Below are 21,584 nucleotides of genomic sequence, written 5' to 3'. Positions count from 1 at the left end.
CTCGTAGCAACTACCGGGCGTTGAACGCCGAATGATCCGGTGGCCAGCCACCGGATCCGGGCACATACCGATCGAGCCCGGGGTCGCTCTGAGCCACCGACACCGGACCGATCCACAATTTATTTCTTCCGTGAACTATATAGCAGTCAACCCGCCCGCCGGGCCCCATGTCAAGACCTGGCTTTGTCCAGATGGCGGGCGATCATCGCCTCGTCGAAGTACCCGCTGTGCTGCCCGTTCCAGAGCCCGGCCATCACCATCAGCACCTGGAGCACGATCTGCAGCGGCTCGATCGCCGCCAGCTCCGATTCATTGAGCGGGTCCGCCGTGGCTCGCTGGTATCCCGCCAGCAGCCCGGGGGCCAGATCCAGCCGCGCGATCACGAACTCCCAGGCGCGACTGTCCGGGTGGCAGAGGTCGAAGTCGATCACCCCGGCGAGCCGGCCGTCGTCACTGAAATGCACATTCCAGCTCGCGAAGTCCCCGTGCACGATCGTCTGCGGCAGCCCGAGCAGGTCGCGCTCGATCACCAACTGCTTGGCGGCCTCCATGGCCCGCTCCGCCCGACCGGCCAGCTCGGGATGCCGGCGGCGGAGCAGCTCGATGCCACGGTCCCAGCTCTGGAATTCCCCCATCGCATCCAGATCCGCCGCCTGGAAGAACCCGGGCCGTGGTCCCAGGTCGAGGCCGCGCAGGTCGGCATGCAATCGGGCCAGCAGCTCACCCCGCTCACCTTGCTGCGCCGCTGTCTCCTCTTTGTGCGGTCGCCCCGGTACGAACCGCGTGACCGCCCACCAACGCTCGTCGTACCGGACCGGCCCGGCAACCTTCGCGGGGACGCACCATCCACGGGCCGTCAGGTGCTCGAGAACCTTGGTCTCGAACGCGAGGTCCGGCTCGGTCCGCAGCACGTGGTAGCGCCGGAGGATGTGATGCTCTCCATCGCGCGTCCACAGATGCCAGTTGCCGTTCGCGGCCGACTCGTCATCTCCGGGCCGCGTGGGCTCCAGCCGAACTGCGTCGATCCCCAGAGCCTCAGTCACAGCAGACATCCAGCCATCCTGGCAGCTTGCGATAGTTGGCCGCATGGAGTTTGTGGATGGGCGGGTTGGGTCCAGCTGAACCACGCTCAGTTATGGGCGTACGGCGTACGGACGGCCTCGCTGTGGACCGTTCCGGAGAATCCGGCCGGGCGCGTGGCGCTCTACGAGAGTCTCGGCTACCGGATCGTCGAGCGGCAGGAGCGCTACCGGAAGCCCTGTCGAGGGCGAAGAAAAACCTGACCCGACCATCACGGGGGAACGGCCGGGCCAGGCACTATTGATAGTACCCCGGATCACGGGCTGTGGTCGGCTAATTCGGAGGCGGACGCGCCGGGGCTCGTTTACTCTGAGCGGCATGCAAACCCGCTCCTGAAAGCGCACCTCCGCGGCCCGTCCCGGCCGCCGTCGTGCGTCACGTCAAGCGTTTGACCGCCGGTCGCGCTTCGTCATGCCCGCACACGCTTTCGGGAGCACTTCGTCATGTCTGTCTATCGGTCTGCCGACCCTGTCCGGACGTACTACGTCTACAACGCCGCGTGGTCGTTCCTCGCCGCCCTGTCGTTCACGCTGAGCGCGGTGTACTACGTCCGGGACGCCGGACTGAACCCGCTGCAGATGGTCCTGGTCGGGACCACCCTCGAGCTCGCCTGCTTCCTGTTCGAGATCCCCACCGGCATCGTCGCCGACCTCTACAGCCGCCGGCTGTCGATCATCATCGGCTTCGTGCTGATCGGCGCCGGCTTCCTGCTCCAGGGCCTGGTGCCCGCCTTCCTGGCGATCCTCGCGGCACAGGTGCTGTGGGGCGTCGGCTTCACGTTCACCTCCGGCGCCGACCAGGCCTGGATCACCGACGAGATCGGCACCGAGCGCGCTGCCCCGGTGTTCGTCCGGGCGCAGCAGTTCGAACTCGGCGGCAAGATCGTCGGGATCGTCTCCGCCGGCGCACTCGGCCTGATCAGCCTGCCGCTGCCGATGGTGCTCTCCGGCGCCGGGATGTTCCTGCTCGCGCTGATGCTCGCCGTATTCATGCGCGAACAGAACTTCCACCGCACGCCACGCGAGGAGCGCGAGACGTTCCGGCAGATGGCCGACACGTTCAAGACCGGTCTCGCGGTCGCCCGGCGGCGTCCCGTCGTACGGACCCTGGTGGTGATCAGCCTGATCTCCGGCCTGGCCAGCGAGGCGTTCGACCGGCTGTGGTCGGTGAAGATCCTGACCTTCACCTTCCCGACGACGTTCGGTACGTCGGACCCCGCGTTCTGGTTCGCCGTACTGGGTCTGGTCGGCACGTTGCTCTCGCTGGGTACGTCGCTCGCGCTGAACCGGTTCTCCCCCGAACGCCTGCAGGCGCTCCATCCGACCGGCATCCTCGCGACGCTCGCGCTCCTGCAGGTCGTCGGCGTGGTGGGTTTCGCGCTGCTCGGCAACCTCTGGCTCGCGCTCGCGGCGATGTGGCTGAACACCGTCGCCGGCACCATCGCCTACCCGATCGAGTCCGCGTGGCTGAACCGGCACGTCGACTCCCGCTCGCGGGCCACCGTCATCTCGATGGTCTCGCAGGCGAACGCGATCGGTCAGGTCATCGGCGGCCCACCCCTCGGCGCCCTCGGCCGCTCGTCGCTCCGCAGCGCCCTCCTGGCGTCGGGCGTGATCCTGACCCCGATCCCGGTGTTGTACCTGCGGCTGAAAGACGCACGCCGTACGCCGGTGGAAGAGGTCAGTCCTCGATCTTGATGGGGATCTCTTCCCGCCGGTTGTCGCGGGCCGACTTGACCAGACTGGCGACCGTGGTCACGAACAGCGTGCCGAGGATGAAGCCGAGCGAGGTCAGGATGCCGATGTGCGGCAGGTGGATCGCGCCGATGTCGTCGATGTGCGAGCCGTGCAGCGCCTCGATGATCAGCTTCACGCCGATGAACGCGAGGATCACCGACAGGCCGACGTTCAGGTACACGATCCGCTCCAGCAGACCGCCGATCAGGAAGTACAGCTGCCGCAGGCCCATCAGCGCGAACGCGTTCGCGGTCAGCACGATGTACGCGTCCTGGGTGAGGCCGAAGATCGCCGGGATCGAGTCCAGCGCGAAGATCACGTTCGCCATCCCGATCGCGGCGATCACGATCACCAGTGGCGTCAGCATCCGGCGTCCGTCGATCCGGGTGGCCAGCTTGGCGCCGTCGTAGTCGTGCGCGAGCGGGAGGACCCGGCGCAAACCCCGCAGTACGGCGTTCTCCTGGAAGTCGGTCTCGTCGTTCTCGCCCTCGAGCGCCAGCCGGACCGCGGTGTAGACCAGGAACGCGCCGAAGATGTAGAACACCCAGCTCGCCGCCGAGATCGCCGCCGCGCCGGCCAGGATGAAGATCGCCCGCAGCAGCATCGACACCACGATGCCGATGTACAGCACCTTGTCCTGCGCCAGGCTCGGTACGGCGAACCGCGCCATGATGATCACGAACACGAACAGGTTGTCGACGCTGAGGCTGTACTCCGTGATGTAGCCGGCGACGAACTCGCTGCCGCTCTGCCCCGGGCTGAACAGGAACAGGCCGAGCGCGAAGAGCCCGGCGAGGCCGACGTAGAACAGCACCCAGCGGGTCGCGTCCTTGATCGTCACGGTGTGGTTGCGGCGCGCGATCACGATCAGGTCGAAGGCGACGATCGCGAGCAACCCGACGATCGTGAGCACCCAGACCACGGGTGGCATGACAGAGACCATGACGAACCTCCGGACGTCGGCGTAAAAGCAAGCTTGGTCCGGAGGTCTCTTCCACCCGGGGTCACCCGGGCCGGCAGCACCGGTTCGGCCGCCCAGGCCTCCCGTGATGACGACACTGCCGTGGCGGAATACTCCCCTCCACAAACGGTGCAAGTGTATCCGGTCCCGATTCATTCCCGGTCACACCCATCCCGCTCCGAAGATCGTATACCGCATACTGACTCCAACGCTAGATCTGAGACGTGGATGTCTCAGATGGGTTATTCTTGTCTCATGGCCTTTGATCGGGACCGGGTCCTGCGGGATGCCGCGGGGCTGTTGATGCGGAAGTCCGGGGCGACGATGGACGAGGTCGCCCGGGCCGCCGGGATCAGTCGCGCGACGTTGAACCGGCAGTTCGCCGGGCGGGACGCACTGGTGCGCGCGCTCGAGGAGCTCGGCATCGCCGAGTGCGACGACGCGCTCGCGGCGGCACGCCTCGACGCCGGACCGGCCGCGGATGCGGTACGTCGCCTGGTCCGCGAGCTCGAGCCCTCTGCCGGGCTCCTCGCGTTCCTCTACTCGGAGAACCAGCTCTTCGAAGGCGACGGACAGAACGAGGGCTGGGCCCGACTCGACGACAGGCTGGTCGCGCTGTTCCGGCGCGGTCAGCAGGACGGCGAGTTCCGGATCGACCTGAGCCCGGTCTGGCTGGCCGAGGCGCTGTACGGCCTACTCGTCTCTGGAGCCTGGTCGATCGCCGAAGGCCGGGTGGCAGCAAAAGACTTCACACCAATGATCTCGGAGCTCCTGCTCGGAGGCGCAGTACGGAGAGACGAATGACGCAGCAGATCGCCCACAACGACGAACTGGTCGCGAGGCCGGGGCGGTGGCTGGCGCTCGGCGTGCTCGTGCTGGCTGTGCTGCTCGTTGCCGTGGACGCGACTGTTCTCGGCCTGGCGACGCCTTTCCTGACGGAGGATCTGAAGCCGTCGGGCACGCAGCTGCTGTGGATCGGCGACGCCTACTCGTTCGTCCTCGCCGGCCTGCTCGTCTCGATGGGCAGCCTCGGCGACCGGATCGGCCGCAAGCGCATCCTGCTGATCGGCGCGACGGCATTCGGCGCGATCTCCGTCCTGAACGCGTACGCGAACTCGGCCGAGCTGATGATCGCCGCCCGCGCGCTGCTCGGTGTCGCCGGCGCGACGCTGATGCCGGCCACGCTCGCCTTGATCCGCAACCTGTTCCACGACCCGCGCGAGCGCAGCCTCGCCATCGGGATCTGGGGCGCCGCGGCGTCGGCCGGTATGGCGGTCGGTCCGATCGTCGGCGGAGTACTGCTCGAGAACTTCTGGTGGGGTTCGGTCTTCCTGATCAACCTGCCGGTGATGGCGGTTCTGGTCGTCGTCGGCGCGAAGCTGCTGCCGGAATCGCGCAATCCCGAACCGGGTCCGTGGGATCTGGCCAGCGTCGTGCTGTCGATGGTCGGCATGATCGGTGTCGTCTACGCGATCAAGGAGTTCGCGGCGCACGGGTTCGGCTGGTTGGCAGTCGCGGCCGGGGTCGTCGGCTTGCTCGCGCTCTACGGATTCGTACGCCGTCAGCGTCGGCTGCCGATCCCGTTGCTGGATCTGCGGTTGTTCCGCAGCCGTGGTTTCAGCAGCGCGGTCCTGGCCGATCTGCTCACGATCCTCGGGCTGTCCGGGTTGATCTTCTTCCTCTCGCAGTACCTCCAGCTGGTGCAGGGCCGGCGACCGATCGAGGCCGGTCTCGCCGAACTGCCGGCTGCGATCGGGGCGGTTGCCGCTGGTCTGCTAGCCGGACGCGCGGCGCGGCGGTTCTCGGTGCGGGCGGTGGTCGCGGGCGGTCTGGCTGCGATCGGTCTGGCATTGGCCGCGCTGACGACGATCAGCACCACAACCGGGTACCCGTTGCTCGGTGCGGCGTTGCTGGTGGTCGGGGCCGGCGCTGGGTTCTCCTTCACGGTCACGGCCGATGTGATCCTGACCGCCGTACCGAAGGAGCAGGCCGGGGCGGCGAGTGCGGTGTCCGAGACGGCGTACGAGCTGGGCGCGGCGCTCGGTATCGCGCTGCTCGGCTCGATCGTCACGGGCATCTACCGCGGCTTCCACAGCCCAGCCGGCACCCCTGCTGCGGCGCACGAGTCACTTGGCGGAGCCTTCGAAGCGGCCGCCAACCTTCCGCCGCAAGCCGCTGCCGCCCTCGTGGACGCTGCCCGCGAGTCCTTCACGAACGGCATCGCGAATGCGGCCGGCGTCGGCGCCTTCGTCCTGCTGGCAACGGCAGTGGCTGCCTGGTTCCTTCTCCGCGGCCAGGAGCTCAACGTCGGGAACGAACACTAGGCAAAAAGTTTCCATTTCTTCGATTACCCCTGGGAGATTCCGCCGAATCGGAGTACAAAGAAATCTTGTTAGGTCTTACCGCCCCTAGGCCTAGGAGGAATCTGTCATGGCCGGAATCACTGCCGAAGCCTCATGGTTCTGTTGTGGGAACGCATGGGGACCCTGTGGAAGCGCCGGGCACGGCGCCTGCGGGACCTGCAACTCGGGAAACATGCAGCACGCGTGGCCGAACACCTCGGACTCGTGCTACGCCATCACCCATCCGGATACCTGTGGGATCACCGGGATGTCCCGGCGTACCTGCGGTTTCCAGCACGCCACGACCAGTCTGTGCACCGGTAAGCGGATCGTCACGTCGATCGCCGACTGCGGTCCGCAGACCGACCTGTTCTGCGGCGAACGTACCTGCTGCGGCGGGAACTGCGCCTCGAACCGGGTCATCGACTTCACGCCGGCCGCGTTCAGCGCGCTCGGCCTCAGCCTGAACAGCGGCCTGTCCCCCGTGACGATCAACGCGGCCTGAGAGGAGAACCGAGATGACAACCACGATGGATCGCCGCTCGCTGCTCAGCCGCGCCGCTCTCGGTGCGACCGGACTGGTCGCCGCCACCGCGATGGGATCACTCGCCCCGGAGACGGCGTTCGCTGCCCAGCAGTTCGCCGACGCGGGTCAGCCGGACCCGAACTTCGCCGAGGGCCTGATCATGGGCCGCAACCAGGATCTCCTGCAGGTACAGGGATCCGACGGCCGGCTGCACCGGATCCAGTTGACCGGTGTGACGAGCGTCTGGAAGCTCCGCCCGACCACGATCGACCAGGCCAAGATCGGTGACGGCCTGTACGCGCGGGGCGTGCTGCTGCCGGACGGGATCCTGGCCGCCGAGGCGATCTGGGTCAACATCGTCAACCTGACCGTCGGCATCACCTCGATCAGCCGCTCCGGCGTGCAGTTCGACCACCACGGCCAGAAGGTCGTCGGGCATGTCCAGACCGGCACCACGGCGGCCGTGTACAACGGCACGCCGGCGGTGTCCGACCTGTCGATGCTCAAGGTCGGCCGGCACGCCCAGGTGATCGGCGCCTGGCGACCGGGCACCAACGAGATCGACATCGCCACGATCTACACGTCGAACTGACATGGGCACCGGCTTCGCGGCTGCTCAGCCGCTTCTGATCGGGTTGCTCCTGCTCTGGTCGTCGTACGGCAAGTTCGCCGACCTTGAGCAGGCGGACCGCACCGCACTCCCCCGCCTGGTGGGCGAGTCGCGTGCGATACCGGCGTACAAAGCCGTCGCCGGGGTGGAAGCAGTCCTCGCAGTTGCCCTGCTCCTACCGCCTTCCTGGGCGATCGAGGCCTTCGCCACTGTCGCGCTGTCCGCAGGCTTCACCGGATTCCTCATCTACTCGAAGGTCGTCGTACCAGAGGCGTCCTGTGGGTGTGCCGGAAAGTCGGCCAAACCTGTCGGCCGGCGCTCCATCGCCCGCGCTTTGTTGCTACTAGCAACTGCCGCGCTGGCGACGACGGCATCGACCGGTTGGTGGTCCGCAGGTCCCGGCATCGCTGTGCTCGTCGTCGAGGCCGCAGTGTTCGTCATGCTGTCGGCCGAGCTCGACCGGTACTGGTTGCTGCCGATCCGCCGCTTCCGGATCCGGCTCAGCCACCCGTACGCCGGTACGGCGTCCAGCACCGCGCCACTCGCCGCGACCCATCGACGGGTGCTGCTCAGCCCGGCGTACCGCGCGGTCGACGGGATGCTGCGGTCCGACATTCACGACTACTGGGACGACGAGGACTGGCGCTACTTGAGCTACATCGCCAGGTACGACGGCCGCCAGGCGACCGCCGTCTTCGCCGTACCGCACCAAGACTCCACACCGGAGTCCGTCCGGGTCGCCGTCGTCGAAGTGGCGTCGGGTCTGACCCTCTACCGCCCCACGGTCCTCGCCGCCGTCGTCGGTTAGGTGCGGATCTCCAGCCCATCACAATGCGATCCCGCCGCCCCCGCCACGCTCGTCGTGGCGGGGGCGGCGGCATTGTGATGGCCTGCAGATCCAGCCTGTTGACAGATCCGATAATGGTTAGGAAGCTTTCCTAATAGTTAGTCCCCTGCAGCTCCTCCGCCCCGGAATCCAGGAGACCTCATGAGACCCCGCTCGATCTGGGCTGTCACCGCGCTGGCCGTCGCCACGCTCGGGCTCAGCGCTCCCCCCTCTGCGATTGCGGCCGCCACCGATTACCAGGCCGAAGACGCGACCATCTCGCAAGGTGTGGTCGAGTCCAACCACGCCGGCTACACCGGCAGCGGCTTCGTCAACTACGACAATCTCGTCGGCGGTTATGTCGAGTGGACGGTGACGGCTCCGGCCGGTCCGGCCGACGTGACCTTGCGATACGCGAACGGCACCGACGCGACCCGGCCGATGGACTTCACCGTCAACGGACAGCCCGGCGCGGTCGGCATCACGTTCCCCGGCACGGGCGCGTGGACGACCTGGAAGACCAAGACCGTCCGCCTCCAGCTCGCCGCCGGCACGAACAAGATCCGCGCGCGAGCGACCAGCGCCGACGGCGGACCGAACGCGGACAAGCTGACCGTCACCCCCACCACTGACGACACCACACCGCCGTCGGCGCCGGGCAACCTGACCGTCAGCGACATCAAGTCGAACGCCGCCACCTTCCACTGGACCGCCGCGACCGACAACGTCGGCGTGGTCCGGTACGAGATCAACCGCGGCGGCAACGTGCTGAAGGTTGTCGACGGCAACACCCTGTCCGCGACCGTCGACACGCTGACTGCGAACACGGCGTACGACATCTCGGTCGGCGCATTCGATGCCGCGGGCAACGCTTCGCAGCAGAGCAACGTGGTCACGTTCACCACTCCGGGCAGCGGCGACACGCAGCCGCCGTCCGTGCCCGGGAACCTGCATTCGACCGGCGCGACCGCCAACAGCGTCTCGCTGGCCTGGAACGCATCGACCGACAACAGCGGCAGCATCGCCGGGTACGACGTGTACCAGGGCTCGACGAAGGTCGCGTCGACCGGTTCGCTCACCACGACGGTGACCGGGTTGACCGCGAACACGGAGTACACATTCACCGTCAAGGCCCGTGACCCCGACGGCAACGCGTCCGCGGCGAGCAACGCGGTCACGGTCCGTACGTCGACCAGCGGGGCCGGCGGCATCCCGGCGTACGACAAGGACATCGCGAAGGTCGATCTCGGGTGGAGTGTGGCGTTCCTGCCGGACGGGTCGGCGCTGGTGACCGAGCGAGACCGGTTCGAAGTACTGCGGGTCACGGCGAGCGGGCAGAAGACGACGCTCGGGAAGGTGCCGGGCGTGGTCACGACCAGCGGCGAAGGCGGCCTGCTCGGAGTCGCCTTGTCGCCGAACTTCGCGACCGACCACTGGGTGTACTTCTACCACACGGCTTCCGGCGACAACCGGATCGTGCGGATGAAGTACGAGGACGGCAAGCTGGCCACCACCTCGTCGCCCGTACTCACGGGCCTCGCCAAGAACCGGTACCACAACGGCGGCCGGATCGCGTTCGGTCCGGACGGGAAGCTGTACGCGACCGTCGGCGACGCGAAGAACTCCGGCAACGCGCAGAACAAGAACTCGCTCAACGGCAAGATCCTGCGGATGAACCCGGACGGTACGCCGCCGAGCGACAACCCCTTCTACAGCAGCGGCGGCAACGCCCGGTACGTCTGGAGCTGGGGCCACCGGAATCCGCAGGGCCTGGCCTGGGACTCGCGCGGTCAGCTGTGGGCCGCCGAGTTCGGTGAGAACAGCCAGGACGAGCTCAACCTGATCCAGAAGGGCGGGAACTACGGCTGGCCGGCGTGCGAGGGCACGATCGGCGACTGCTCCGGGTACATCGCGCCGAAGCGGACCTGGTCGACAGCGCAGGCCGGACCGAGCGGCATCGAGATCGTCAATGACTGGATCTACATCGCCGGCGTCACCGGCGAGCAGCTCTGGGTCACGAAGATCAATGCCGCCGGCAACGGTGTCGGGACGCCGCAGGCGGTGTTCTCGGGCCGCTGGGGACGGCTGCGCAGCGTCACCCGGACGTCCGACGGCGGGCTGTGGCTGACGTCCACGAACGACGACAAGAACGGCGGGACCCCGAGCGCGATCGACAACGTGATCGTGCGACTGAAGTTCTCGTAGCCGGGTGGCCCTCGGCGTCAGTTCTTGCTGCTGCGCAGGATGGCGTCGAGGGCCTCGGCCGGCGGTGGACCCACCGGAAGCTGCGCGCCGCTGGTCGGCTTGAGCGCGTCGAGCATCAGCGCCAGGTAACGGCGCCACAGCTCGGGATCGATCGCCCGGCTCATCGCGAAGGCCGGACCGAGCATCGCGAAGATCGCCGCGACGTCCTGCGGCGCGGCGTCCGCACGGACCGCGCCGGCACGTTGGGCCCGGTCGAAGAGTTCGGTGACGGAGGCAACGATCCGCGGCCAGATGCGGGACTGCTCGTCGTCGTCTCCCTGGCCGGTGAGGGTTTCGTACAGTCCGCGGTCGGCGGCCTGGCGCGCGGCGGTGCGCTCGAAGAACTGCACCAGCCCGTCCCATGGGTCGTCGACCTCGAGCGCCTCCTCGGCATCGACGACGATCTGCTCGGTCGCCTCCCGCAGGACCTCGGCGGCGATCGCGTGCTTGTTCGGGAAGTGCCGGTACGCCGTCCCCGTGCCGAGGCCCGCGTGCCGGGCGATGTCGTCGAGGGTCGCGCCGATGCCGTGCTCGGCAAACACCTCGCGTGCCGCCGTGACGAGCCGCTGCCGATTGCGGACGGAGTCGCGCCGAGCGGGGCGTTGGGCGGGCTCGCTCATCCAGCCATCCTGTCACGGGCCGCGCCGACCACGCCGTGCTCGATCAGACTCTCGGCGCATTCGACGACCGTTTCCGCGGCGCGACGCGGCTTCCAGCCGAGGATGCGCTCGGCCTTCGCGGTGGTGTGCCGGTTACGACGGCCGAGCGAGATCGTCAGCGCCCGCAGCGACGGGTCGGTGATCGACGCCAGCCGGACGACGAAGTTCGGCAGCTCGCGGGTCGGCACCGACCTGGCCTGCTCCCCGAGCCCGGCCTTGAGCGCCGCCGCGATCTCCCGCATCCACACGAACTCGCCCGTCCCCAGGAACCGTTGCCCGGCCGCCTCGGGCGCGAGCATCGCACGGATGTGCAGGTCGACCAGGTCGCGAACGTCGACGACCTCGAGCCCGATCTTCGGCGCCCCCGGCATCTTCCCGGACAGCATCCGCTGGACGATCCGCGTCGTACCGACGTTGTCCGCGCTGAGGATCGGCCCGAGGACCGCTCCGGGCAGCACGGTGGTGAGCTCGGTCGGGCCGTCGTACGACGCCATGAAGTCCCAGACAGCCTTCTCCGCAAGGGTTTTCGACCGCCGGTACGCCGGCAGCGCCGGATCGTCGACCGTCCACAACGTCTCGTCGGTCACACCGTCCTCGGCGTACGACGCCGGGCTGGCGGCGTTCGCGGCCGACGTCATCACGACGCGCTTCACGCCGGCCCGGGTCGCGGCCTCGAGCACCCGCAACGCGCCGTCCCGCGCCGGGACGATCAGCGCGTCGGCGTCCTTCGAGTTCTCGTCGCCGAGCGGGGACGCCACGTGCAGCACGTAGTCGACACCTGCCATCGTCGCGTCCCACCCGTCGTCCTTCATCAGATCCGCGACCGCGAACGTCAACCGCTCTCCCAGCGCCGCCCGCAGCGCGTCCCCCTTGGCAGGGCTGCGGACGGTCGTGCGGACGTCGTACCCACGCTCGAGGAGCGCGACGATCGCCCAACCGCCGACGTACCCGGTCCCGCCCGTCACCAGCACTGTCTCTGCCATCTGCTCCACCTCATCGCTTAACGGAGATCTGCTCTCCGGTTATCAGCGTAGCATGAAGTGGAGAGATGCTCTCCGGTTAGCGCAGGCCGCGCTTGTCGATCCAGGCGGACACCTCGGCGCCGATCTCCTTCGGGCGATCCTCCGCGGCGTGATGGCCGGCCTCACCGGCTGGCACGACGTCCAGTGCGGCGATGTTGTCCTCGCACCACTTCGTGTACTTCTCGTCGATCAGCAGGGTGGGCGAGCCCTCGAAGGTGAGCAGCAGCTTCGGTACGTCGACGCTCGCGGCGAGCCACGCGTCGTACGCCTCGATCCTCGCGATCAGCTCGGCCGGATCGCCGCCGAGCGGGAGCTGGCGGGCCCAGGCGAGGATGGGCTTGCGGGTCGCGGGCGTCGGGTACGGCGCGAGGTAGGCCTGCAGGTCCTCGTCGGGGACGGGGTTGAGTACGCCGCCGGTGAAGGCTTGGCGGACGAAGAGGTTCTGCTCGAGGACAAGGTCCTCGCCGGGGCCCGGCGTACGGATCAGGCGGGAACGCTCGGCGGCCTGTGGCGAGAGGTCCTCCCACGCCATCGGCTTGACGATGCTCTCGAAGAACGCGATGCCCTTCACGCGCTCGGGATGACGCGAGGCCCAGTCGAAGGCGAGCGCACCGCCCCAGTCGTGGCCGACCAGGATCACGTCGTCGAGCTCGAGCGCGTCGAACCAGGCGTCGAGGTACCGGGCGTGATCGGCGAACGAATAGTCCAGGTCGGGTTTGCCGGAGCGGCCCATCCCGATCAGGTCGGGCGCCAGCCGGCGTCCTTCGCCGACGATCGGCATGACATTGCGCCAGACGTACGACGAGGCGGGGTTGCCGTGCAGGAAGACGATCGGCGTACCGCTGCCGGTGTCTTCGTAGTGGATTGTGGAGTCGAGTAGATCGATATCAGGCATGACGGAGTCCTCACAGTGGGGTGTCGAGTAGTTCGGTGAGATCGCGCACGAAGCCCTTCGTCCGCGCACCACGGCGCCCGCCCAGCGGCGCCAGCAGCTTGTCGAGGAGCGCGGCGACTTCGGCGATCGCGGGCTGGACGGTCTCGCGTCCCTTGGCGGTCAGCTCGAGCCGCATGGTGCGGGTGTCGACGGCGTCCCGGGTCCGCTGGATCAGCCCGTCGGCGTCGAGACTGCGAGCGAGCTTCGAGACGTACAACGCCTCCAGGCCGGTGTGATCAGCCAACTCCCGCTGACTGGGCACCCGCCCGTCCCGCTCCAGCCCGTACAACGACGCGAGCATCACGTACTGCGCATGCGTCAACCCTCGCGGCGCCAACGCCCGATCCACCGCCACCCGCCACTTCATCGACAACCGCCACACCAAATGCCCCGGAGTCGCTTCACTCATGCCAAATACAGTACACGGCTACTAAGTACATGGCTAGTATCTTGTTGGCACGTCCAATGACTCAGCGCGCGCGGCCGAAGTCGGAGTACGTGGTGGTGCTGGTGGATCGGGCTTGTTCGGCGAGGGTTAGGCGGCGGGTCATGGAGGGGCGGAGGTGTGGGGTGGCTTCGGCGAGGGTCAGGTAGTGGTGGGCTCTTGCCTCGGTGGGGTCGAGGGTCAGAGGGATCTCGTCGAGGGTGCCGCCGTCGAAGACGAAGGCCAGTGAGTCGGACCAGGGGCCGATGGCGGGGACCCAGTCGACGACCAGGAGGCGGCCGATGTCCAGGTCGAGGCCGATCTCCTCCTTGACCTCGCGGCGGCAGGCCTCGTACGGCGACTCGTCGTACTCGACGATGCCGCCGGGGATGTCGAGGGTGGGTTTGTAGGTGGGCTCGAGGAACAGGATGCGGCCGGCCCGGTCGTGGATCAGCGCGCCGCCGGCCGCGGTCTTGCGTGGCAGGCGGGCGGCGATGCCGGGGTTGAACTCCTTCTCCGGTTCACCCTCGGCGGCGAGATCGTTCTGTCGGTTCACGGGTCTAGTGTCCTGGGTCACTGGGTGTCGGGCAGACGACGACGGAAGGTATGGCGATGCTGCGAGGGCGTTCGGTGAAGGGGCACTATTTCGGGACGGTGATCGATGCGCCGGACCCGCAGGCGCTCGGCATGTTCTACCACGCGGTTCTCGGCTGGGAGATCCACAAGGACGAGCCGGACGAGTTCACGCTGGTGGTGCCCGGCAACTCCGAGACCTACCTGGCGTTCCAGGCGCAGACGTCCGCGCCGTGGGCCCGCCCGGTCTGGCCGGCCGCCGAAGGCGAGCAGCAGATGATGATGCACCTGGACATCGAGGTCGGCGACCTCGCCGTCGCGGTCGCGCATGCCCAGGAGCTCGGCGCCACCCTCGCCGACTTCCAGCCCCAGGACGACGTCCGAGTCCTCCTGGACCCGGCCGGCCACCCGTTCTGCCTCTACGCCAACGGCTGACCAAGCTCGCAGGTCATCCAGATCGAGTCGCCTCGCTCGGGATCCTCGTCGACCCGGTCGCTGCGCTCGAAGCCAACCTTCTCGAGCACGCGGAACGACGCCGCGTTCCATTCCCGTACGGTCGCCCACAACCGCCGCCGGCCGGTACGCCGCGCCGCCTCGACCACTGCCCGCGCCGCCTCCGTGGCGTACCCGTGCCCATGAGCGCGCGATGCCAACTCGTACGCGATCTCCGGTTCGTCGAAGGTCGCCTGCCCCACGGTCAACCCGCAGTACCCGATGAACTCCCCCGTCGCCCGCACCTCGATCGGCAACAACCCGAGCCCCGCCTCTGCGGCCAGCGGATTCTCGGTCAGCCAGCCACGGATCTCCTCGACCGTCGGCCGTCCGTCAGCGTCGATCCGCCGCCGTGCGCGGACGTCGCGCTCGGCCCACAGCCCGCGATACTCCTCGGCATCGGACGGCCGCCACCGCCGCAGATCCAGTCGCTCAGTAGCCAACTCCGCCGGCAGGTCGTCGTACATCCCGCAAACCTAGCTACGTGCGGAGGTCGACGCGCCGCGCGCTGGCCTCGGTTGATGACAGCGCCGGACGTGACCGTCGTCACGTCACAACCCGGGTGGTGGGCGGTGTCCGGAGTACGTCGAAAGGAGTGCGCAGACATGACACCGCACATCGTCGTACTGGGAGCCGGGTACTCCGGTCTGGTCGCAGCCAAGCTGGCGGCGCGCCGTACTGGTTCACCTGTCACGCTGGTCAACGCCCGGGAGACCTTCGTCGAGCGGGTCCGCATGCACCAGCTCGCGTCCGGTCAGCAGCTGCCGGAGCGGCGGATCACGGATCTGCTCGAGGGGACCGGGGTGGACTTCGTCGCCGACCGGGTGCAGCGGATCGACGCCGGGTCCCGGACCGTCGTACTGAGTGATCGCGAGCTGCGGTACGACGTACTGATCTATGCGCTCGGGAGCCGGGCCGATCTGAATTCGGTGCCCGGGGCAAGCGAATACGCCTTCACCGTGGCCGACGTGGACCAGGCGGGCCAGCTCCGCGAGCGGATGCGTACCAGCGGCACGATCGCGGTCGTCGGCGGCGGGCTGACCGGGATCGAGGCCGCCACCGAGCTCGCCGAGACCTATCCGGACCGAGTCGTGCGACTCGTCACGAGCGGCCACCTCGGCTCCGCCCTCAGCGAGCGCGGCCGCAACTACCTGCACCGTTCCTTCGACCGTCTCGGCATCGAGCTCGTCGAGAACGCCCGCGTCGCCGCGGTGGACGCCGACGGTCTGAAGCTTGACGACGGGGATCGCGTGGCCGCCGACGTCGTGGTCTGGACGACCGGTTTCGAGGTGTCTCCGCTGGCCGCAGAGGCCGGGTTCGCCGTCGACGCGCACGGCCGGATGCAGGTCGACGCGACGCTCCGGTCCGTCTCCCACCCGGATGTCTACGCGGTCGGGGATGCGGCAGCGGTACGCCGTACGAGCGGGCAGGAGTTGCGGATGGCCTGCGCGACCGGTCTCCCGGCCGCGGCACACGCCGTACGCTCGCTCAAGGCCCGCCTCGCCGGGCAGGAACCCAAGCCGCTGCGCTTCCGCTACATCAACCAGTGCATCAGCCTGGGCCGCAACGACGCCCTGATCCAGTTCGTCCACGCCGACGACTCGCCCCGCAAGACCGTCCTCACCGGCCGCGCCGCCGCCCGCTACAAGGAGGCCATCGTCCGCGCCGCCTTCCTCACCCAACGCCACCCGGGCCTGGCCGCCTTGGCCTGATCGATCAGTTTTCGAGAAGCGGGCGCGGTAGGTCGGCTCATAGTGTGAGGAGTGTTCAGAGCCGACCGAAGGGACAGTCCGATGGCCACCGCGAAGAAGACCGCAGCCAAGTCGACCGCCAAGACCAAGTCGTACGAGGGTTTCAGCGAGGCCGAGCGGGATGCGATGAAGGAGCGCGCCAAGGAGCTCAAGGGCAAGGAGGACCCGACCGAGGCGCAGCTGGCGAAGATCGCAGGGATGGCCGACGCCGACCGGGCGATCGCCGAGCGGCTGCACGCGCTGATCGCGGCCGAGGTGCCGGAACTGTCGCCGAAGCTTTGGTACGGGATGCCCGGGTGGACGCTGGGCGGGAAGAACGTGTGCTTCTTCCAGGACGCGGCCAAGTTCAAGGCGCGCTACGCCACCTTCGGCTTCAGCGACGAGGCGAAGATCGACGACGGCGACCTGTGGCCGACGTCGTACGCCGTGACCAAGCTGACCCCCGCCATCGAGAAGAAGCTCATCACCCTGGTCAAGAAAGCCATCAGCTAGCCGCCGGAGCCAGGACCGCTTCCTGGCGCGTGGCACAATCTCGCAGGTGCAGATCGGGATGTTGGGCCCATTCGAGGTTCGTACGGACGATGGCGGCATCGCCGACGTACCGGGTGCGCGGCTGCGCGGGCTGTTGATTGCCCTGGCACTCGATCCGGGGCGGGTGGTGCAGAAGGCGACGCTGGTCGACTGGATCTGGGGTGAGCAGCCGCCGGCCGACGCGGCGAACGCCTTGCAACGCCTGGTTTCCCGGCTCCGGAAGGTGCTCCCGGAAGGGTCGGTCGAGGGGCACACGGACGGCTACCGGCTGCGTGTGGACCCCGACGCGGTCGACGCCGTACGGTTCGAACGCCTGGTGGCCCGGGCCCGCACCGACCAGGATCCGCAGAGCGTCCGGCTGCTCCGCGAGGCGCTCGAGCTGTGGCGCGGCCAGGCCATGCAGGACGTCGGGCTCACCGAGAGCGGGGCGTTCGACGCGGCGGTGACCAGGCTCGACGGGCTCCGGCTGACTGCGATGGAGGATCGGTACGACGCCGAGATCACCCTCGGCCACGGCGCCGACCTCGTCACCGAACTGACCGACCTGGTCGCCGCACACCCGGTCCGCGAACGCCTCGTCGCCGCGCTGATGCGCGCCCTTGTCGCCTCCGGCCGCGACACCGAGGCACTCCGCGTGTATGAGCGCACCCGGGAGACGCTGGCCGACGAGCTCGGCGTCGACCCGTCACCGGAGCTGTCCGCGCTCCACGTCGCCCTCCTGCGCGGCGAGCTCGTACGACGGGACGAGAAGCGCAACACCAACCTCCGCGAAGAGCTCACGACGTACGTCGGTAAGGATGCCGATGTCGCCGCCGTCCGCGATCTGATCGCGGAGCACCGGCTCACCACGCTGATCGGACCGGGCGGCTCGGGGAAGACCAGGCTGTCCGCGGAAACCGCGCGTACGCTGCTGGGCGATCTGCCGGACGGAGCCTGGATGGTCGAGCTCGCGGCCATCGGTCCCGACGGCGACGTCGCGCAGGCGACGCTGGCGGCGCTGGCGCTCCGCGATGCGCTGCTCGGCGACGTACCGGACGCGGATCCGACGGACCGTGTCATCGCCGCCGTCCGCGAGCGGACGATGCTGCTGATCCTGGACAACTGCGAGCACGTGATCGAATCGGCGGCGGCGTTCGCGCATCGCGTGCTCGGCGAGTGTCCGCGGTTGCGGATCCTCGCCACGAGCCGGGAGCCGCTCGGCATCACCGGTGAGGCACTGTGGCCGGTCGCACCGTTGGCCGTCCCTACGGACGCTAGCGAGATCGACACGTCACCGGCCGTTCGGTTGCTGCAGGATCGGGCCAGCGCGGTGCGCGCGGACCTGTCCACGGACGCTCAGGCGATGGCCACGATGGCCCGTATTTGCAGGGCATTGGACGGTATGCCGCTGGCTATCGAGCTCGCCGCGGCCAGGTTGCGCACGATGTCCTTGGAGCAGCTCGCCAACCGCCTCGACGATCGGTTCCGCTTGTTGACCGGCGGCAGCCGTACGGCGCTCCCCCGGCACCGGACGCTGCGTGCGGTGGTCGACTGGAGCTGGGAGCTGCTGTCCGATGCCGAGCGGACCGTGCTGCGCAGGCTCTCGGTGTTCGCGGGTGGCGCGAGCCTGGAGGCGGCCGAGCAGGTCTGCGCCGGGGGCGAGGTCGAGTCGTGGGAGGTCCTCGACCTGCTGACCGCGCTGACCGAGAAGTCGCTCGTGGTCACCAAGGACGAGGGTGCTCCGCGCTACCGGATGCTCGGCACGATCAAGGAGTACGCCCAGCAGCGTCTCGACGAGGCGGGCGAGTCGGATCTGACCCGTCGTACCCATCTCGCATACTTCACCGAGCTGGCCGCGACCGCGGACCCGCATCTGCGCCGCGCCGAGCAGCTGGAATGGCTGGCCATTCTCGAACCCGACCACGACAACATCGCCGCGGCGATGCGGGGTGCGCTCTCGGCTCGGGAGGCCGATGGAGCGATGCGGCTGGCCGCGGCGGCCGGCTGGTACTGGTGGTTCGCCGGGCACAAGGTCGAAGGCAACGAATACCTGATGGCTGCCCCCGCCCTGCCCGGTGAAGTGCCCGACGAGGTCCTGGCCGTGGTGTACGCGTTCGTCACCGGGGTCATGACGTCCGGACGAGGGCGGGACCAGTACAACGCCGAGGAGTGGATCCGGAAGGCCGCCGAGATCAGCCGCCGGGTCGGGAGCCCGCACCCCGCGGTCAAGATGTCCCCCGCGTTGGAACGCCTGCTGGAGGGGCCGGCCGCCTTCGTGTCCGCGTTCGAGCCGTTGCTTGCCGACGACGATCCGTGGGTGCAGGCGCTGGCCCGGCTGCAGACCGGCAAGATGCGCATCATGCTCGGCGACGGCGACCCTGACGCGGACGCCTTGCTCGAGACCGCACTCGCCGAGTTCCGCGCGATCGGCGAACGCTGGGGGATGTCGTTCGCGCTGACCGAACTGGCGGACCGGGTCGCCGTCCGCGGTGAGTTCGCCGCCGCGTGCGAGTACTGCGAACAGGCGATCGCGGTCGCGGCGGAGGTCGGCGCCACCGAGGACGTCGTACGGATGCGGTCCCGTCAGGCGCAGCTGTACTGGCTGGCCGATGACCTCGAGTCGAGCGCAGCCGCGATGGCGGACGCACAACGGCAGGCCGAGCGGGTCGCCTGGCCGGAGGCGCTGGTCGAACTGACGCTGTCCAAGGCGGAACTCGCGCACTGGGGCGGAGACAACGACGAGGCGCGACGGCAGTTGGCCATCGCGACGACGATGCTGGGACACGAGGCCGAGCGGGCCAGTCTGCGGGTGATCCGGCATGACCTGCTCGGCTACCTGACCGAGGATCTCGACGAGTCCTGGGAGCACCGCACCGCCGCGGTCCAGGCGGCGACCGAGAGCGAACACATCCCCGCCATCGCGCAGGTGCTGGTCGGGATCGCGGATCTGGCGTTGCGCACCGATCAGGACGAGCAGGCCGCGCGGCTGCTCGGCGCGAGTGCCGCCGTACGCGGTCTGCCGGATCTGTCCAACCCCGACCTGACCCGGATCGAGCAGGAAACGCGCAGTCGCCTCGGTGACACGCGGTTCACCGAGGCGACTGACGAGGGACGGCAGGCGAGCTGGACCGAGTTGGTCGCGGTCACGCTCGCTTCTTGAAGGTCGAGGTCGCCCAGAGGTAGCCGACGACCGCGATCCCGACGAGCCAGGCGAGCGCGGCGATCAGGTCGCTGCTCGCCGCCGAGCCGTTCAGCAGCCCGCGCAGGGACTCGATGATCGGCGTGAACGGCTGGTACTCCGCGAACTGCTTCACACCCGCCCCCATCTTGTCGGCCGGCACGATCGCGCTGCTGAAGAACGGCAGCATGATCAGCGGGACCGTGGCGAGACCGGCGGTCTCCGGAGTCTTGGCGAACAGACCGAGAGCGACAGTCAGCCACGCGGTCGCCAGACCGAGCAGTACGACGAGGCCGATCACACCGAGCCAGTCGACGAAGCTCGCCGACGGGTTGAAACCCAGCGCGAAAGCCACGCCGATGATCGCGGCGATCGCGACCAGGTTGGTCAGCAGGCTGGCGATCACGTGACCGGTCAGCACCGCGCCGCGGGGGACGTCCATCACCTTGAACCGGTTGATGATGCCCTTGGTCATGTCGGAGTTCACCGACGTCGCCACCGATCCCAGTCCGTAGCAGACCGCCAGCAGGAGCATGCCTGGCGTCGCGTAGTCGACGTACGGAACACCGACGCTGAAGGCGTCGCCGAGCATGTAGACGAACATCAGCATGACCACGACCGGCATCAGGACTGCGTTGAAGACCGAGGTCGGGTTGCGGGCGATGTGCTTGAAGTTGCGGCGCAGCATCACCATCGAGGGGTTCTTCATTTCGCGACTACCTCCGCGGTGTCATGGCCCGTCAGGGCGAGGAAAACGTCATCGAGATCGGGGGTGTGGACGGAGAACTCCTCGGCGTCGAGCGAGTGCTCGTCGAGGCGGTCGAGCAGCGCCCGGACCGACTTGGTGCCGCCGTCGCTGGGGACCCGCAGCGTCAGCGCGTCGTCGTCGCGGGTCGAGTCCGGCATGATCCCGGCGGCCACGTCGAGGTCGTCGAAGCTGCCGAACCGGAACCGCACATGCGTGCCGGGGATCTGCCGCTTGAGCTCCTCAGGGGTGCCCTCGGCAACCAACTTGCCCTGGTTCAGGACCGCGATCCGGTCGGCCAGCTCATCGGCCTCGTCCAGGTACTGCGTGGTGAGGAAGATCGTCACGCCGTCGGCCAGCAGTTCGCGGATGATCGTCCACATCGTCCGCCGGCTGCGCGGGTCCAGACCCGTCGTCGGCTCGTCCAGGAAGATGATCCGCGGGCTGCCGACCAGGGTCATCGCCAGGTCGAGCTTGCGGCGCATACCCCCGGAGTACGTCGCCGCGGACTTGTCGGCCGACTCCACCAGGTCGAAGCGCTCCAGCAGGCCGGTCACGATCCGCTTGCCGTCCTTGGCCGGTACCGGGCTCAGGTCCACCATCAGCTGGAGGTTCTCCCGGCCGGTCAGCAGCTCGTCGACGGCCGCGAACTGGCCGGTGACCCCGATCGCCGAGCGGACTGCCTTGGCCTCGGTCGCGGCGTCGTGCCCGGCCACCCGGACCGTGCCGCTGTCGGCCTTGATCAACGTGGTCAGCACGTTCACCGTGGTCGTCTTGCCGGCCCCGTTCGGGCCGAGCAGCGAGAAGACAGTGCCCGCGGGGACCTCGAGGTCGATGCCGTCGAGCACGGTCTTGTCGCCGAATGCCTTGCGCAGTCCTGAGACCGCGATCGCCGAAGTTGTCATGGGATTACCTTCGGCAACCGCCCTGACACGCACCTGACACGCCGCCTACACCGTGTCAGCCCCCGT

The 21,584-nt window shown here is 68.5% G+C and carries 21 protein-coding genes; 11 read left to right on the top strand and 10 right to left on the bottom strand.

Annotation, left to right across the window (positions count from 1 at the left end; all coding sequences use genetic code 11):
• Positions 1 to 170: 170 nt before the first annotated feature.
• Positions 171 to 1,052: a phosphotransferase enzyme family protein gene (locus OHA18_RS27480; RefSeq protein WP_328998190.1), complete on the bottom strand. Its 882-nt coding sequence runs from the start codon at positions 1,050 to 1,052 to the stop codon at positions 171 to 173.
• 471 nt (positions 1,053 to 1,523) lie between these two features.
• On the opposite strand from OHA18_RS27480, the gene OHA18_RS27475 reads away from it, so the two are divergent.
• Positions 1,524 to 2,777: an MFS transporter gene (locus tag OHA18_RS27475; RefSeq protein ID WP_328998189.1), complete on the top strand. Its 1,254-nt coding sequence runs from the start codon at positions 1,524 to 1,526 to the stop codon at positions 2,775 to 2,777.
• Here the strand turns inward: OHA18_RS27475 and OHA18_RS27470 are convergent.
• Entirely contained in the window at positions 2,761 to 3,747 is a 987-nt protein-coding gene (locus tag OHA18_RS27470) for a TerC/Alx family metal homeostasis membrane protein (RefSeq protein ID WP_328998188.1), read from the bottom strand. The genes OHA18_RS27475 and OHA18_RS27470 overlap by 17 nt on opposite strands.
• 285 nt (positions 3,748 to 4,032) lie before the next feature.
• On the opposite strand from OHA18_RS27470, the gene OHA18_RS27465 reads away from it, so the two are divergent.
• The 6 genes from OHA18_RS27465 to OHA18_RS27440 all read left to right on the top strand — a co-directional run bounded on the left by OHA18_RS27465 (position 4,033) and on the right by OHA18_RS27440 (position 10,286).
• Entirely contained in the window at positions 4,033 to 4,581 is a 549-nt protein-coding gene (locus OHA18_RS27465) for a TetR/AcrR family transcriptional regulator (protein ID WP_328998187.1), read from the top strand.
• Positions 4,578 to 6,101, top strand: a complete 1,524-nt coding sequence (locus tag OHA18_RS27460) for an MFS transporter (RefSeq protein WP_328998186.1) — start codon at positions 4,578 to 4,580, stop codon at positions 6,099 to 6,101. Before OHA18_RS27465 ends, OHA18_RS27460 begins: the two co-directional genes overlap by 4 nt.
• Positions 6,102 to 6,312: 211 nt before the next feature.
• Entirely contained in the window at positions 6,313 to 6,624 is a 312-nt protein-coding gene (locus OHA18_RS27455; RefSeq protein WP_328998185.1) for a hypothetical protein, read from the top strand.
• 13 nt (positions 6,625 to 6,637) lie between these two features.
• Entirely contained in the window at positions 6,638 to 7,237 is a 600-nt protein-coding gene (locus OHA18_RS27450) for a cell wall protein (RefSeq protein ID WP_328998184.1), read from the top strand.
• 1 nt (position 7,238) lies between these two features.
• Positions 7,239 to 8,063: a MauE/DoxX family redox-associated membrane protein gene (locus tag OHA18_RS27445; RefSeq protein ID WP_328998183.1), complete on the top strand. Its 825-nt coding sequence runs from the start codon at positions 7,239 to 7,241 to the stop codon at positions 8,061 to 8,063.
• Positions 8,064 to 8,243: 180 nt separating this feature from the next.
• Entirely contained in the window at positions 8,244 to 10,286 is a 2,043-nt protein-coding gene (locus OHA18_RS27440; protein ID WP_328998182.1) for a PQQ-dependent sugar dehydrogenase, read from the top strand.
• Between the two features lie 17 nt (positions 10,287 to 10,303).
• Here OHA18_RS27440 and OHA18_RS27435 read toward each other — a convergent pair whose 3' ends face one another.
• The 5 genes from OHA18_RS27435 to OHA18_RS27415 all read right to left on the bottom strand — a co-directional run bounded on the left by OHA18_RS27435 (position 10,304) and on the right by OHA18_RS27415 (position 13,920).
• Positions 10,304 to 10,945 (bottom strand): TetR/AcrR family transcriptional regulator, encoded by a 642-nt coding sequence (locus tag OHA18_RS27435; RefSeq protein ID WP_328998181.1) that lies wholly within the window; start codon positions 10,943 to 10,945, stop codon positions 10,304 to 10,306.
• The gene (locus tag OHA18_RS27430; protein ID WP_328998180.1) at positions 10,942 to 11,967 is read right to left on the bottom strand and encodes an NAD-dependent epimerase/dehydratase family protein; all 1,026 of its coding nucleotides are present in this window, start codon (positions 11,965 to 11,967) and stop codon (positions 10,942 to 10,944) included. The genes OHA18_RS27435 and OHA18_RS27430 overlap by 4 nt, the downstream gene beginning before the upstream one ends.
• Before the next feature lie 76 nt (positions 11,968 to 12,043).
• Positions 12,044 to 12,901: a haloalkane dehalogenase gene (locus OHA18_RS27425; protein ID WP_328998179.1), complete on the bottom strand. Its 858-nt coding sequence runs from the start codon at positions 12,899 to 12,901 to the stop codon at positions 12,044 to 12,046.
• Positions 12,902 to 12,911: 10 nt separating this feature from the next.
• The gene (locus OHA18_RS27420; protein ID WP_328998178.1) at positions 12,912 to 13,349 is read right to left on the bottom strand and encodes a MarR family winged helix-turn-helix transcriptional regulator; all 438 of its coding nucleotides are present in this window, start codon (positions 13,347 to 13,349) and stop codon (positions 12,912 to 12,914) included.
• A gap of 61 nt (positions 13,350 to 13,410) precedes the next feature.
• The gene (locus OHA18_RS27415; protein WP_328998177.1) at positions 13,411 to 13,920 is read right to left on the bottom strand and encodes an NUDIX hydrolase; all 510 of its coding nucleotides are present in this window, start codon (positions 13,918 to 13,920) and stop codon (positions 13,411 to 13,413) included.
• Positions 13,921 to 13,976: 56 nt separating this feature from the next.
• On the opposite strand from OHA18_RS27415, the gene OHA18_RS27410 reads away from it, so the two are divergent.
• Positions 13,977 to 14,372 (top strand): VOC family protein, encoded by a 396-nt coding sequence (locus OHA18_RS27410; protein WP_328998176.1) that lies wholly within the window; start codon positions 13,977 to 13,979, stop codon positions 14,370 to 14,372.
• On the opposite strand, the gene OHA18_RS27405 is transcribed toward OHA18_RS27410, so the two are convergent.
• On the bottom strand, positions 14,357 to 14,896 hold the full coding sequence (locus OHA18_RS27405; RefSeq protein ID WP_328998175.1) for a GNAT family N-acetyltransferase: 540 nt from the start codon (positions 14,894 to 14,896) through the stop codon (positions 14,357 to 14,359). The genes OHA18_RS27410 and OHA18_RS27405 overlap by 16 nt on opposite strands.
• A 138-nt stretch (positions 14,897 to 15,034) precedes the next feature.
• Between OHA18_RS27405 and OHA18_RS27400 the strand changes: the two genes are divergently transcribed.
• From OHA18_RS27400 to OHA18_RS27390, 3 genes are all read left to right on the top strand, one after another.
• Entirely contained in the window at positions 15,035 to 16,141 is a 1,107-nt protein-coding gene (locus OHA18_RS27400) for an NAD(P)/FAD-dependent oxidoreductase (RefSeq protein ID WP_328998174.1), read from the top strand.
• A gap of 81 nt (positions 16,142 to 16,222) precedes the next feature.
• Positions 16,223 to 16,672 carry an iron chaperone gene (locus tag OHA18_RS27395; RefSeq protein ID WP_328998173.1) on the top strand — a complete coding sequence of 150 codons (450 nt, stop codon included), beginning with the start codon at positions 16,223 to 16,225 and terminating at the stop codon, positions 16,670 to 16,672.
• A gap of 46 nt (positions 16,673 to 16,718) precedes the next feature.
• Entirely contained in the window at positions 16,719 to 19,850 is a 3,132-nt protein-coding gene (locus tag OHA18_RS27390) for a BTAD domain-containing putative transcriptional regulator (RefSeq protein WP_328998172.1), read from the top strand.
• On the opposite strand, the gene OHA18_RS27385 is transcribed toward OHA18_RS27390, so the two are convergent.
• A complete protein-coding gene (locus OHA18_RS27385; protein ID WP_328998171.1) occupies positions 19,834 to 20,577 on the bottom strand; it encodes an ABC transporter permease in 744 nt (247 codons plus the stop codon). The genes OHA18_RS27390 and OHA18_RS27385 overlap by 17 nt on opposite strands.
• The gene (locus OHA18_RS27380; RefSeq protein WP_328998170.1) at positions 20,574 to 21,518 is read right to left on the bottom strand and encodes an ATP-binding cassette domain-containing protein; all 945 of its coding nucleotides are present in this window, start codon (positions 21,516 to 21,518) and stop codon (positions 20,574 to 20,576) included. The genes OHA18_RS27385 and OHA18_RS27380 overlap by 4 nt, the downstream gene beginning before the upstream one ends.
• Positions 21,519 to 21,584: the final 66 nt, after the last annotated feature.

It is taken from the genome of Kribbella sp. NBC_00709 (genome assembly GCF_036226565.1).
GTDB lineage: Bacteria > Actinomycetota > Actinomycetes > Propionibacteriales > Kribbellaceae > Kribbella.
Note: the sequence above shows the minus strand (reverse complement) of the source record. Positions and strands in the feature narration are given on the sequence as shown.

Bases quoted from the DNA above. Each gene is read 5' to 3' on its own strand.
- OHA18_RS27435 (WP_328998181.1), bottom strand. From the start codon at position 10,945: ATGAGCGAGCCCGCCCAACGCCCCGCTCGGCGCGACTCCGTCCGCAAT.
- OHA18_RS27450 (WP_328998184.1), top strand. From the start codon at position 6,638: ATGACAACCACGATGGATCGCCGCTCGCTGCTCAGCCGCGCCGCTCTC.
- OHA18_RS27465 (WP_328998187.1), top strand. From the start codon at position 4,033: ATGGCCTTTGATCGGGACCGGGTCCTGCGGGATGCCGCGGGGCTGTTG.
- OHA18_RS27480 (WP_328998190.1), bottom strand. From the start codon at position 1,052: ATGTCTGCTGTGACTGAGGCTCTGGGGATCGACGCAGTTCGGCTGGAG.
- OHA18_RS27440 (WP_328998182.1), top strand. From the start codon at position 8,244: ATGAGACCCCGCTCGATCTGGGCTGTCACCGCGCTGGCCGTCGCCACG.
- OHA18_RS27420 (WP_328998178.1), bottom strand. From the start codon at position 13,349: ATGAGTGAAGCGACTCCGGGGCATTTGGTGTGGCGGTTGTCGATGAAG.
- OHA18_RS27395 (WP_328998173.1), top strand. From the start codon at position 16,223: ATGGCCACCGCGAAGAAGACCGCAGCCAAGTCGACCGCCAAGACCAAG.
- OHA18_RS27470 (WP_328998188.1), bottom strand. From the start codon at position 3,747: ATGCCACCCGTGGTCTGGGTGCTCACGATCGTCGGGTTGCTCGCGATC.
- OHA18_RS27425 (WP_328998179.1), bottom strand. From the start codon at position 12,901: ATGCCTGATATCGATCTACTCGACTCCACAATCCACTACGAAGACACC.
- OHA18_RS27460 (WP_328998186.1), top strand. From the start codon at position 4,578: ATGACGCAGCAGATCGCCCACAACGACGAACTGGTCGCGAGGCCGGGG.
- OHA18_RS27410 (WP_328998176.1), top strand. From the start codon at position 13,977: ATGCTGCGAGGGCGTTCGGTGAAGGGGCACTATTTCGGGACGGTGATC.
- OHA18_RS27400 (WP_328998174.1), top strand. From the start codon at position 15,035: ATGACACCGCACATCGTCGTACTGGGAGCCGGGTACTCCGGTCTGGTC.
- OHA18_RS27455 (WP_328998185.1), top strand. From the start codon at position 6,313: ATGCAGCACGCGTGGCCGAACACCTCGGACTCGTGCTACGCCATCACC.
- OHA18_RS27405 (WP_328998175.1), bottom strand. From the start codon at position 14,896: ATGTACGACGACCTGCCGGCGGAGTTGGCTACTGAGCGACTGGATCTG.
- OHA18_RS27380 (WP_328998170.1), bottom strand. From the start codon at position 21,518: ATGACAACTTCGGCGATCGCGGTCTCAGGACTGCGCAAGGCATTCGGC.
- OHA18_RS27475 (WP_328998189.1), top strand. From the start codon at position 1,524: ATGTCTGTCTATCGGTCTGCCGACCCTGTCCGGACGTACTACGTCTAC.
- OHA18_RS27385 (WP_328998171.1), bottom strand. From the start codon at position 20,577: ATGAAGAACCCCTCGATGGTGATGCTGCGCCGCAACTTCAAGCACATC.
- OHA18_RS27445 (WP_328998183.1), top strand. From the start codon at position 7,239: ATGGGCACCGGCTTCGCGGCTGCTCAGCCGCTTCTGATCGGGTTGCTC.
- OHA18_RS27430 (WP_328998180.1), bottom strand. From the start codon at position 11,967: ATGGCAGAGACAGTGCTGGTGACGGGCGGGACCGGGTACGTCGGCGGT.